The organism is Mycobacterium sp. (assembly GCF_032159775.1).
Lineage (GTDB): Bacteria > Actinomycetota > Actinomycetes > Mycobacteriales > Mycobacteriaceae > Mycobacterium.
This window is the reverse complement of sequence record NZ_JAVHWK010000026.1, coordinates 17,459-29,205: the sequence shown is the minus strand read 5'-3', so window position 1 is coordinate 29,205 and position 11,747 is coordinate 17,459. Positions and strand designations below refer to the sequence as shown.

Below are 11,747 nucleotides of genomic sequence, written 5' to 3'. Positions count from 1 at the left end.
ATGGCATGGGAGTTCTACCTGATCGACAAGCTGCCGACGCGATCAGCGCCTGTCAGCGCGCATTGCGCATACGAGAGGAGCTGGGCGAGTCGGCGGCGGTGAGTGCGAACCACCACGCGTTGTCGGTGTACCAGTGGTACAGCGCGAACCGCCGGCTGGCCGAAGGTCATGCGGAAGACGCGATGACCGTGCTCGACGACGGCTGCGATGACGCGTACCAACTCGTGCAGCTCGGTCAGGCGTTCGCCATGCAGGCATACCTCGCCGTCCAGGCGAGCGACCTGGACATGGCCGCGTCGCTGATCGGTCGGGCCCGTGAAATCGCCGACAAGACAGGCGATTTCGCGTTGGGTATCAGGGTGAGGCTGATCGAGAGCTATGGGTCCGTGCTCAACGGTGACGAGTCGGGGCGTGATGAGATTCTCGCCATCGTGAACTCGGGCCCAAGCACATCGACGAGTTGTATTCGGGCGGGTGGAGCAACATCACGTACTTCGACGTGGAGCAGCGCCGGCTTGACGCGGCGGCCGAGCTGCTCGACGTCAGCATCACGCTGATGCCGGTTGGTGCTCGACGGCGCATACGAGGCGGCAGCCGATGAGTTTCACCGGCTTTCGATGCCGTATGACGGGGCGCTCGCAATGCTCGACAGCGCCGATCCGGTGCTCTCGGTCCGCGCCCTCGACATTCTCGACCGACTCGGTGCCGACGCCGTCGCGGCGAAGGTGCGCCGCGATCTACGGGCCGGGGGCCAGTCCGTCGTGCCGGCGCGCAAGCGCTCGGCGACACTGGCCAACCCGGCGGGGCTGACCGCACGCCAGGTCGACGTGCTGCGCCTGCTCGATGATGGACTCACCAACGCCGAACTCGCGGATCGGCTGTTTCTTTCGGTGAAGACGGTCGACCACCATGTCTCCGCGATACTGGCCAAGCTCGAGGTCAACAAGCGGCGAGACGCGGTCCGCAGGGCGCGACAGCTGGGCATCCTGACGAATTCAGCTTCGGCCGAAGTGTCGCTGTAGTCGCCGCTGCCGGTGGCCGAACAACGCGCCGATTCCTGCCCCGACGACCGGCGTCAGCAGCCGCAGCGGCGTCCGCAGCTCGAACGTGAGACGATCGCGGACAACGGTTTTCGCGCCGACCTCAGGCTCCAGCGTGCGCTCGTGGCGCCAGAGCCGCATGGACAGCATCGTCGACTCTTCGTGAAAGCCGCGACCGGGCCACATTTCGGCGATCATCAGATCGTCGTAGTCGAACGGGAGCACACCGAACAGCCGCATCCAGCAGCGGCCCACCGGGGTGCCGACGGGAATGTTGTCGACCGTCAACGACTCCTTGCCGCGTGGCATCGACATCGTCATCCAGGGTCGCAGTTCGTCGTTGATGCCGAGAGGTGTCACAACGCGCGCCCACACCCGTTCCGGTGGAACGCCGACGATGCTGTGCCGTTCGACGATCATCGCTCGACGCTATCCGGGCGCGACCGCATATGGGGTGCTACGTTGACCCGCAGGTGTGCCGGGAAGTCTGGTCGGCGTCGACGTCGGCTGTCTGTAGGAGCACGCGATGAGTGATCAATCTGTTCCGCTCGGGCGCAGGCTGCTGACCCGCGGGTCGTGGCAGGAGGCCAAGCGCCTCGGCGAGATTCTTCGCATGGAGACCGTCGGCGGCGTGCTTCTGCTCATCGCCGCCGCTGCGGCAATCGTCTGGGCCAACTCGCCGTGGTCGGGTTCCTATCACGCCGTGTCGGAATTCGAGTTCGGCCCGCAGTCCCTGCATCTGCGGCTCAGCGTTGCGGAATGGGCGGCCGACGGACTGCTTGCGGTTTTCTTCTTCGTCGTCGGCCTGGAGCTCAAGCGAGAATTCGTCGCCGGTGACCTTCGCGACCCCGCACGCGCAGCGCTGCCGATCGCCGCCGCCGTCGGCGGAATGGTCATCCCCGCAGCCGTTTTCATTGCAGTCAACCTTGGCACCGGCCATCCGGAGACCATCGACGGGTGGGCGGTGCCCGTCGCCACCGATATCGCCTTCGCGCTCGCGGTCCTCGCGGTGTTGTCCACACACCTGCCCAGCGCGCTACGGACCTTCCTGCTGACTCTGGCCGTCGTGGACGACCTGTTGGCGATCACGATCATCGCGGCGTTCTACACCGACGAGCTGGCGCCACGGCCACTGGTGCTCGCGGTGGTCCCGCTGGCGTTGTTCGGGCTGGCCATGCAGCGGGGGTACAACCGTTGGTGGGTTCTGCTGCCACTTGCCGCGGCAACGTGGGCGCTCGTGCACGCAAGCGGCGTGCACGCCACCGTCGCGGGGGTGCTGCTGGGTTTCGTCGTCCCGGTTTCCAGCGGCCGGGGCCAACTCACAGCCGAGTCGCTCGAGCACCGGTTGCGGCCCGTTTCCGCCGGTTTGGTGGTGCCCGTATTCGCGTTCTTCGCCGCGGGGGTGACGGTCGGCGGCTGGTCGGGGCTTGGCGCGTCGATGCTGGCCCCTGTCACCATCGGGGTGCTTGCCGGCCTGGTGCTGGGCAAACCAATCGGGGTCTTCGGCACCACCTATGTATTGGCCAAGTTCACCCGCGCCAGCCTCGATGACGACCTGGCCTGGCGCGACGTCTTCGGCGTTTCCCTGCTGGCTGGGATCGGGTTCACAGTTTCGTTATTGATCGGTGAATTGGCCTTCGGCCACGGCACCGCTCCCGGCATCGACGCCAAAATGGGCGTGCTCTGCGGGTCGGTTGTCGCAGCTCTGCTGGCTGCGGTCGTATTGCTGAGCCGTAACGCCGCCTACCGTCGTATCCACGCCATTGAGACAGCCGACGCCGACCACGACGGTGTGCCCGACGTGTACGACACTCGGCAGGACTGACCCAGGTATCGGTGCGTAGACTGGCGGGATGCTTGAACAGATCCGCGGTCCCGCCGATCTGCAGCACCTGACCCAGCATCAGCTAACTGATCTTGCTGACGAGATCCGACAGTTCCTGATTCATAAGGTCGCTGCAACCGGCGGACATCTCGGCCCCAATCTCGGTGTCGTCGAGCTCACCCTTGCGCTGCACCGGGTGTTCGACTCGCCGCACGACCCGATCATCTTCGACACCGGCCATCAGGCCTATGTACACAAGATGCTGACCGGTCGGTGCCACGAGTTCGACACCCTGCGCAAGAAGGGCGGTCTCTCGGGTTACCCGTCGCGCGACGAGAGCGAGCATGACTGGGTCGAGTCCAGCCACGCCAGCTCGGCGCTGTCCTATGCCGACGGGCTCGCCAAGGCATTCGAGCTGACCGGCCACCGCAACCGGCATGTCGTCGCGGTCGTCGGAGACGGCGCGCTCACCGGTGGTATGTGCTGGGAGGCGCTGAACAACATCGCCGCGTCCCGGCGTCCCGTCGTGATCGTGGTCAACGACAACGGCCGCAGCTACGCACCCACCATCGGCGGGTTCGCCGATCACCTCGCCACCCTGCGGCTGCAGCCCGGCTACGAGAAGATTCTGGAGAAGGGCCGCAGCGCGGTGCGGGGCATGCCCGTCATCGGCGAGCTCTGCTACCAGTGCATGCACAGCGTGAAGGCGGGCCTCAAGGATGCGCTTTCCCCCCAGGTGATGTTCACCGACCTCGGAGTCAAGTACGTCGGGCCGATCGACGGTCACGACGAGCACGCCGTCGAGGTGGCGCTGCGTAACGCCCGGGGCTACAACGCACCTGTGATCGTTCACGTCGTGACCCGCAAGGGCATGGGCTATGGGCCCGCCGAGAACGACGAGGCCGAGCAGATGCACTCGACGGGAGTCATCGACCCTCATACGGGGCTGGCGACGAAGGTGGCCGGACCGGGGTGGACGTCCACGTTCGCCGACGCGCTGATCACGTACGCAGCCAAGCGCCGCGACATCGTCGCGATCACCGCCGCCATGCCGGGGCCGACGGGGCTGACCGCATTCGGCAATATGTTTCCCGACCGGTTGTTCGACGTCGGCATCGCCGAGCAGCACGCGATGACGTCGGCCGCCGGCCTGGCGATGGGTGGCCTACATCCGGTGGTGGCCATCTACTCGACTTTTCTCAACCGGGCGTTCGACCAGATCATGATGGACGTCGCACTGCACGAGCTGCCGGTGACGCTGGTGCTCGACAGGTCCGGGGTGACCGGGCCGGACGGCGCCAGCCACAACGGCATGTGGGATTTGTCGATGCTCAACGTCGTGCCCGGCATGCGGGTGGCCGCACCGCGCGACGCCGCACGTCTCTACGAGGAACTCGGCGAGGCGCTGAATATCACCGACGGACCGACCGCCCTGCGTTTCCCCAAAGGTGATGTCGGTGAAGACATTCCGGCGCTGGATCGCCGAGACGGGATCGATGTGCTCGCCGTCCCTGTCGACGGCCTGTCCGATGATGTGCTGTTGGTGGCGATCGGACCGTTCGCGTCGATGGCGAAATCGGTTGCCGAGCGGCTGCGCAACCAGGGTATCGGCGTGACCGTCATCGACCCGCGCTGGATACTCCCGGTTCCCGAAGCCATCGGTGCGCTGGCCAAGGCGCACAAGCTGGTGGTCACGTTGGAGGACAACGGGGTTCACGGTGGTGTCGGCTCGGCTGTGTCGGCGGCGCTTCGTCGCGCCGAGATCGACGTGCCGTGCCGGGACGTCGGGCTGCCGCAGGAGTTTCAAGCGCATGCGTCACGCGGCGAGGTGCTCGCCGAGGCCGGGATCACCGACCAGAACATCGCCCGTCAGGTGACCGGGTGGGTGGCCGCGCTCGGTAGCGCGGTCTCCGATCACGAGGTCAGCCGCCAACTCGACTGAGCGAAACTCGGCCCACCTCTTCCAAAGTCGTTGTCTTGCGCGGCTGCTCGAAGAACACCTCCGCGTCGCGGCCGTTGACCGCCACCGTCGCGATCGTGTTACCGAACAGCGGACCGCACACGTCACGCCAGGTCAGCGGCGGTGATGGCACTCCGCGCCTGCGCACCCACCATCGGATGACGGCAGCCGCGGGTCTGGTCCAGCCGAGCATGAACACCGGCTTGATGAACAGCGGCACGTAGTTGTGTACCGGCGAACACACCAGCTGGTGGACGGTCGATCCGTCGGGTGACACACCGTCGAGTTCGGCGCGCGCTGCGTAGCTGTGGTGGACGTCGCCCGACAGCACGCTGATGGTGGCCGGGCCGTCGGGCTGGTTGGCGATCCGCGCGATCATTTCGCCCATCCGCAGGAAGGATTTGTAGAACGCCGACCAATGTTCGAAATCGCCTGCTTGGCGCAACTTTTCACCAAGTTTGCCCCGCCACCCGGCTCGCTCGGCTGCTCGCTCGTTGAGCGTCTCCAGATCGCCGATGGCGGGAGGCATCAACCACGGCACCGATGAGGCGAGCATCAGATGGTCCAGCGATTCCGGATGCTCCTCGGCCTGAGCTTCCAGCCAGCGAAATTCGTTCTCTCCGATCATCATTCGCTCACCGGACTCCAGGATCCGGCCGTTGCGTGAGTCGACCATGATGAGCCGGCTGCGTCCGAGATCCCACCGATAGCTGAACCGGATGCCCTTGCTGCAGTCGACCTCGCGGTCGGCGCGCTCGGCCAACTCGGCGAGCTGGGGCCAGGTGTCGCCCTCGGTCGCGATGAGTCGCTGGAAATCCTCATTGTCGGCCAACTCGGCGGGGCTGAGATTGCCCAGGTGCTGATAAACCCAGTAGGACGCCAACCCGGCCCGGATGCGATCACGCCACCACGGCGTCGTCGCCATCTTCGCGCGCCACGACGCCGAGGTGTTCCAGTCGTCGCGAATGTCGTGGTCGTCGAAGATCATTGCCGTCGCGACGGTCGACATCAGCCACCGGATCTCCGGGTCGCCCCAGGAGTGGCGGTACAGCCGTTCGTATTCTGCGAAGCTGACGACCTCGTCCGGCGGACGGTCGCCGTGCCTGCTGCGCCGCCGCCGGTTCACGCGGCGCTGCTCGTCGGGCGGCAGCTCGTCGGCGTAGAGCTGGTCCCCGAGCAGGATGAGCGCATCGGGCCACTCGTCGATCGGGCAGCCGGCCATCCGGGTCGCGTACGAGTCCAGCGCGTCGTGCCTCAGCTTGTTCTCGATCTTCTTGACTTCGGTCTTCGGGTAGCGGCACGAACCGAAGATGGCGCGCAGCCGGTCCGCGCTGGCGGCTCCTCTTGTTCGGATCACGCTGGCCGGGAACTTCGAGAACGCCTCGTCGTCGATGGGCCAGTGGATGGTGCCGTCGAGTCTGACCTGGTACTCGGTCACGCTGTCGGGGGCCAGCCCCGTCACCATGACGAGGGCGAAATGGTAGCCCTGCACCTCGAAGGTCCGGGCCGAGCAGCCGAGAATCTCGACGGTGCAGGCGTTTTCGGTTTGCACCCAGACCAGGGCGGTGGTGTCGGAAACGTGCCGCAGCGCCGGACCGAGAAGCAATACCATTGAACTGAGCCTAGGGGAGGGTCCGCCCATCGTGGAAGAGTGATGCCGATGGATCCCGAACTCGAGCGATGGAAGGCAGCCGGCCGGTCATTCGACTACCTCGGCTTCGACGTGTTCTACCGGACCGCGGGCAGTGGGCCCAGCCTGTTGTTGATCCACGGGTATCCGTTCAACTCGTGGGACTGGGCTCCGATATGGGACAGGCTGACCGAACGGTTCACCGTGATCGCCCCCGACATGCTCGGGATGGGTTTCTCGGCCAAACCCGTGGCCTACGAGTACTCGGTGGGTGACCACGCCGACATGCACGAGGCTCTGCTCGCCGACCTGGGCGTCCAATCCGCGCACATCCTGGCCCACGACCTCGGTGACTCGGTCGGCCAGGAGATGCTGGCGCGCCACGAGTTTTCCCAGCAGGTGTATGGATCGCTGCGGATCGAATCGGTCACCTGGCTCAACGGGGGACTGTTCAACGAGTCGTACACACCGCGGCTGCTGCAGAAGGTGATGTCACGAACACCGCTGGGGGACATCATGAGTCCGCTGCAGGGCAGCTCGCTGTCCAGGCGGCTGATAGAGCCGACGATCAACGAGATGTTCGGGCCGAAGACGAAGCCCACGCGTCGAATGCTCGATCTGTTCCACCAGATCCTCGAGTACAACGACGGCAAGCGAGTGACCCACAAGGTGGGCAGGTTCGTCAACGATCGATACGCCCATCGCAATCGGTGGGTTCGGGCGATGCGACAGACGGCTGTCCCGATGCGGTTGATCGACGGCCCGATGGACCCGAACTCCGGTCGGCACATGGCCGACCGTTACCTCGAGGTCATCCCCGATCCCGATGTCGTGATGCTCGACGACGGAATCGGCCATTGGCCTCAGATCGAGGCACCCGACGCGGTTTTGGCCCACTTCCTGGCCCACATCGAGCGGGTCACGGCGCAGGGGTAGCCGAGAGAGCCGCGGCGAGCACAGGGACGACGAGCTCGCGTTGCCACTGGCGGGCCTGCGCGTCGCGCAGAAAGTCCTCGACCGCGGCCTCGGCGTCGGCGGCGGGTTGCCAATCCCAGCACAGCCGGCGTACCACTTCGGGCGTGACCAGGTTCTCGGTGGGCACCGACACCCGCTCGGACAGCTCGGTGAGGCCGGCACGGGCCGCCTCAAGCCGCGCCGCCGCCTCGGGTTTGCGACGACCCCACCGTGACGCAGGGGGCGGCCCGTTCTGCGGTTCGGAGACCTCGGGCTGGTCGTCGTTGTCACGGGCACGGTTCAGTGCGTCCAGCCAGACCTGCGCGGAGCGCCGCTGCTTGGATCCGCCGAACACGGGCAGCGCGGTGAGGTCCTCGACGGTCTTGGGGTCCGCGGTGGCGGCGCTGATGATCGCGGAGTCGGGCAGGATGCGCCCCGGGGCGATGTCGCGCCTGCGGGCGATATGGTCGCGGGTCGTCCACAATTCCCGCACGGCGGCCATGGCGCGGCGGTCACGCACTTTGTGGATGCCCGACGTGCGACGCCACCTGTCCCGCCGTGTCGGGGCTCCTTCGAAGGTGCGCAGAAATTCGAACTCCTGGGCGGCCCATTCGGACTTCCCCTGTTCGGCGAGCACCGCGGCGATGGCGTTCCGGAGTTCGACCAGCACCTCCACGTCGAGCGCGGCGTAGTTCAGCCACTCGGGCGGCAGGGGCCGCTTGGACCAGTCGGCGGCTCCGTGCCCCTTCTTCAGGCCAAGGCCCAGCAGCCGCTCCACCATCGTCGCCAGGTTCACCCGGTCGTAGCCGGCCAGCCGGCCGGCCAACTCGGTGTCGTAGAGCGCGGTCGGTCGCATGCCGATCTCGGCGAGGCACGGCAGGTCTTGGTCGGCGGCGTGCAGCACCCACTCATCGGTGCGCAGCACTTCGGCGACCGGCGCGAGCGTGGTGAGCGTGTCGGCGCCGTGGTTCACCGGATCGATCAGCACAGTGCCCGCGCCCTCGCGCCGGATCTGCACCAGATACGCCCGGTTCGAATAGCGAAAACCCGATGCCCGTTCGGCGTCGACGGCGAATGGTCCGTGGCCAGCCGCCAAAAGTTCTGCGGCATCGCTGATGTCGTATTTCGTTACGGCCAGCGGCGGCACACCGTCGGCAGGCGACAGCAGCGGTGTGGCTTCAGGTTCTGCGGTGTCCGCTGGCTCGGCTCCGCCGGAGTCGGCGTCGGTCATCTCAGGCGCGGGTGCGTGACTTCAGATCGGTCACCCCGGCAGGCGGCAGTCCCGCGGCGTGCTCGAGCACTGTGCAGAACGCGGCGACGTGGGGACCCAGCTCCAGCGTCGTCGCTGTCCAAGATGCGCGCAGCTCCAGTTGGTGGGCCCGTGGCGGGCCGGAGATGTCGCCGTAGCGCACTGACGTGGTGGCAGTGACGGTTCCACCGAGGGCGGTGATGTGCTCGGTGTTCGCCTCCAACGCGTCGACCAGCCAGCTCCAGGCCACTTCGGGCAGCAGCGGATCGACCGCCTCGCTGGAGTCGAGATCGGCCTGCACGTAGGCGACCAGTCGCATCGTGCCGTCCCACGCCTCGGCGCCTTCGGGGTCGTGCAGCAGGATCAATCGACCGAATGCATCGCCCTCGGACTGCTCGGGCACGATGGTGGCCTCGGGATGGCGCACTTCGGCGCCGAGGGCGTAGCTGAACGGCGCGAGACGCTGCGGCGGCCGGATCGGGCCGAGCTCGATCTCCGGTCGCACGGTGGTGGCGTTCATCGCAGCGACCGCTTCCCGGAACTGAGCCGGTTCGGCGGTGGTCACCGCCATGACGGTAGACCATCTGGCCAGGTCTGTGCGCAGGCGCGCCGTATCCGCCGCAGGTGGACGCCAAACCTGCCGCGCTCGGGCGCCATGGCAGCATTGAAGCCGATGAATAACCGTCGCGAGCTGCCGGAGTCGCCGTATCTGGCCGCCGCAGGAGGCCGTAAGCCGAGCCGGGTGCCTGTCTGGTTCATGCGGCAGGCGGGGCGTTCGCTGCCCGAGTACCGGGCGCTGCGCGCGAAGACCACGATGATGCAGGCCTGCTTCGACGCCGACCTGATCACCGAGATCACCTTGCAGCCGGTGCGCAGGCACGGCGTCGACGCCGCCATCCTGTTCTCGGACATCGTCGTGCCGCTGCGGGCATCGGGCATCGACCTCGACATCGTGCCCGACGTCGGGCCGGTGATCGAGCATCCGATCCGCACCGCGACAGACGTTGCCGGGATGAAAACCCTTGAGCCCGAACATGTTGCGCCCGTGGCCGAAGCCGTAACGAACCTGGTTGCCGCGCTGGGCGACGTCCCGCTCATTGGATTCGCCGGCGCCCCCTTCACGCTGGCCTCCTATCTGATCGAGGGGGGCCCGAGCCGTAATCACGAGCGCACCAAGTCGATGATGCTCGGCGAGACCGACACCTGGCATGCGCTGATGGCGGTGCTCGCCGACGTCACGACCGCCTTCCTGAAGGTCCAGGTCGACGCCGGTGTCGATGCCATCCAGATGTTCGACTCGTGGGCAGGCACGTTGTCGCTGGCCGACTACCGCACCTACGTGCTGCCGCACAGCACGCGGGTGTTCGAGGCGCTGGCAGGCGAAGGCGTGCCGATGACGCACTTCGGCGTCGGCACCGCGGAGTTGCTCGGGGCGATGTCCGAAGCCGTGGCGGCTGCCCACTGCCCTGTCGTCGGCGTCGACTGGCGCACCTCGCTGACCGACGCCGCTGCCAGGGTGACGCCGGGCACCGCACTGCAGGGCAACCTCGACCCGGTCGTGCTCCTTGCGGGCATGCCGGTGGCCGGGCCCGCGGCGCGCGCGGTCGTCGAGGACGGCCGTCGCGCGGTCGACGCCGGCGCGGCCGGCCACGTTTTCAACCTGGGTCACGGCGTATTGCCACCGACGGATCCAGGTGTCATAACGGAGGTGGTAGCTCTGGTGCACTCACTGTGAACCGGTCCTATTGCGTTGTCGGCGGCGGCATTTCGGGTCTCGTCGCCGCATACCGGCTTCGCGTCACGCATGGCGACGACGCCGACATCACCGTGTTCGAGCCTGCTGACCGGCTCGGCGGCGTGCTGCGCACCGAACAGCTCGGCGGCCAGCTGATCGACATCGGCGCCGAGGCGTTCGTGGCCAGGCGCCCCGAAATGCCTGCGCTGCTCGCCGAGCTGGGGCTGGCCCACAGACAGATCGGCACGACGGGGGTGCGGCCGCTGATCTACAGCCAGGGGCGGCTGCACGAGCTGCCGCGCGACACACTCAACGGAATCCCGACCGACCCGTCGTCGATGACTGGGCTTGTCGACGACACCACGATCCGGCGGATGGTCGATGAAACCGCGCGTCCCTTCACCTGGCGGCCGGGCGCCGACCCGGCCGTCGCAGCGCTCGTCGGTGACCGGTTCGGCCATCAGGTGGTGACGCGGTCCGTCGACCCGCTGCTGGCGGGGGTGTACGCGGGATCGGCGGCAACCATCGGGCTGAGATCGGCCGTTCCGACGTTGGCCGCGGCGCTGGACCGCGGTGCGCGCAACCTGACCGAGGCCGTGCGCGCGGCACTGCCGCCTGCCACGGGCGGATCGGTGTTCGGCGCGATCGACGGCGGCTACGCGGTGTTGCTCGACGAACTGATCCGGCGCGCCGACTTCCACTGGGCGCAGGTCGGCGTCGAACGGCTGGTGAAGCAGGGCGGCGGATGGCAGTTGGTGGACGACGAGGGCGCAAACTGGCACGCCGACGCGGTGTTGCTGGCCGTCCCGGCACCGCGATTGGCCACGATCGTGGCAGACGTCGCGCCTTCCACCGCGGCGGCCGCGCGCCAGGTCAAGGTGGCGTCGACGGCGTTGGTCGCGCTGGCGATGCCGGGCGGGACACCGGTGCCCGATCGTTCGGGAGTGCTGGTGGCGGCGTCGGAACGCCTGCACGCCAAGGCGATCACGCTGTCCTCGCGCAAATGGGGTCCGCGCGGAAATGTGGAGCTTGTTCGGCTGTCGTTCGGCCGATACGGCGACGACATCGCCCACCGGGTCGGCGACGACGACCTGCTGTCATGGGCAGCCGATGACCTCGCGGCCGTTTTCGGTGTCACCGATGAGCCGTTCGACTGCCGGGTGCACCGATGGATCGACGCGATGCCGCAATACGGGCCGGGGCACGGTGAGCTGGTCGCCGAGGTGCGCGCCGGACTGCCGCCGTCGCTCGCGGTGGCGGGCGCCTACCTGGACGGCATCGGGGTGCCCGCCTGCATCGCGACGGCCACCAGAGCGGCCGCGTCGCTGGTCACGCCGCGCGTGGCACGATAGGA

10 protein-coding genes and 1 pseudogene are annotated in these 11,747 nt (G+C 67.4%); 7 read left to right on the top strand and 4 right to left on the bottom strand.

Annotated features, from left to right (window positions below):
- A pseudogene (locus tag QOJ24_RS02930) lies at nucleotides 1-557 on the top strand (hypothetical protein); the annotation flags it as partial.
- Nucleotides 558-566: 9 nt separating this feature from the next.
- Nucleotides 567-1,022: a helix-turn-helix domain-containing protein gene (locus QOJ24_RS02925; protein ID WP_526258935.1), complete on the top strand. Its 456-nt coding sequence runs from the start codon at nucleotides 567-569 to the stop codon at nucleotides 1,020-1,022.
- Here the strand turns inward: QOJ24_RS02925 and QOJ24_RS02920 are convergent.
- The gene (locus QOJ24_RS02920) at nucleotides 996-1,460 is read right to left on the bottom strand and encodes an Rv1443c family protein (RefSeq protein ID WP_526258931.1); all 465 of its coding nucleotides are present in this window, start codon (nucleotides 1,458-1,460) and stop codon (nucleotides 996-998) included. The two genes, QOJ24_RS02925 and QOJ24_RS02920, sit on opposite strands and share 27 nt — an antisense overlap.
- A gap of 106 nt (nucleotides 1,461-1,566) precedes the next feature.
- Here QOJ24_RS02920 and nhaA point away from each other — a divergent pair, with 106 nt between their 5' ends.
- Nucleotides 1,567-2,865: a Na+/H+ antiporter NhaA gene (nhaA, locus tag QOJ24_RS02915; RefSeq protein WP_526258930.1), complete on the top strand. Its 1,299-nt coding sequence runs from the start codon at nucleotides 1,567-1,569 to the stop codon at nucleotides 2,863-2,865.
- 28 nt (nucleotides 2,866-2,893) lie between these two features.
- Nucleotides 2,894-4,807 carry a 1-deoxy-D-xylulose-5-phosphate synthase gene (dxs, locus tag QOJ24_RS02910; protein ID WP_526258928.1) on the top strand — a complete coding sequence of 638 codons (1,914 nt, stop codon included), beginning with the start codon at nucleotides 2,894-2,896 and terminating at the stop codon, nucleotides 4,805-4,807.
- Here the strand turns inward: dxs and QOJ24_RS02905 are convergent.
- Nucleotides 4,788-6,437 carry an alkaline phosphatase D family protein gene (locus QOJ24_RS02905; RefSeq protein WP_526258926.1) on the bottom strand — a complete coding sequence of 550 codons (1,650 nt, stop codon included), beginning with the start codon at nucleotides 6,435-6,437 and terminating at the stop codon, nucleotides 4,788-4,790. The genes dxs and QOJ24_RS02905 overlap by 20 nt on opposite strands.
- Before the next feature lie 48 nt (nucleotides 6,438-6,485).
- On the opposite strand from QOJ24_RS02905, the gene QOJ24_RS02900 reads away from it, so the two are divergent.
- Nucleotides 6,486-7,391, top strand: coding sequence for an alpha/beta fold hydrolase (locus QOJ24_RS02900; RefSeq protein WP_526258924.1), 906 nt, complete (start codon nucleotides 6,486-6,488; stop codon nucleotides 7,389-7,391).
- On the opposite strand, the gene QOJ24_RS02895 is transcribed toward QOJ24_RS02900, so the two are convergent.
- Nucleotides 7,375-8,640 (bottom strand): HRDC domain-containing protein, encoded by a 1,266-nt coding sequence (locus QOJ24_RS02895; protein ID WP_526258922.1) that lies wholly within the window; start codon nucleotides 8,638-8,640, stop codon nucleotides 7,375-7,377. The genes QOJ24_RS02900 and QOJ24_RS02895 overlap by 17 nt on opposite strands.
- 1 nt (nucleotide 8,641) lies before the next feature.
- The gene (locus tag QOJ24_RS02890) at nucleotides 8,642-9,229 is read right to left on the bottom strand and encodes a DUF3000 family protein (protein WP_526258920.1); all 588 of its coding nucleotides are present in this window, start codon (nucleotides 9,227-9,229) and stop codon (nucleotides 8,642-8,644) included.
- Nucleotides 9,230-9,331: 102 nt separating this feature from the next.
- On the opposite strand from QOJ24_RS02890, the gene hemE reads away from it, so the two are divergent.
- Together hemE and QOJ24_RS02880 are read left to right on the top strand one after the other, a co-directional pair.
- Nucleotides 9,332-10,393 carry a uroporphyrinogen decarboxylase gene (gene hemE, locus QOJ24_RS02885; RefSeq protein WP_526258919.1) on the top strand — a complete coding sequence of 354 codons (1,062 nt, stop codon included), beginning with the start codon at nucleotides 9,332-9,334 and terminating at the stop codon, nucleotides 10,391-10,393.
- Nucleotides 10,390-11,745 (top strand): protoporphyrinogen oxidase, encoded by a 1,356-nt coding sequence (locus QOJ24_RS02880; protein ID WP_526258917.1) that lies wholly within the window; start codon nucleotides 10,390-10,392, stop codon nucleotides 11,743-11,745. The genes hemE and QOJ24_RS02880 overlap by 4 nt, the downstream gene beginning before the upstream one ends.
- Nucleotides 11,746-11,747 lie beyond the last annotated feature (2 nt).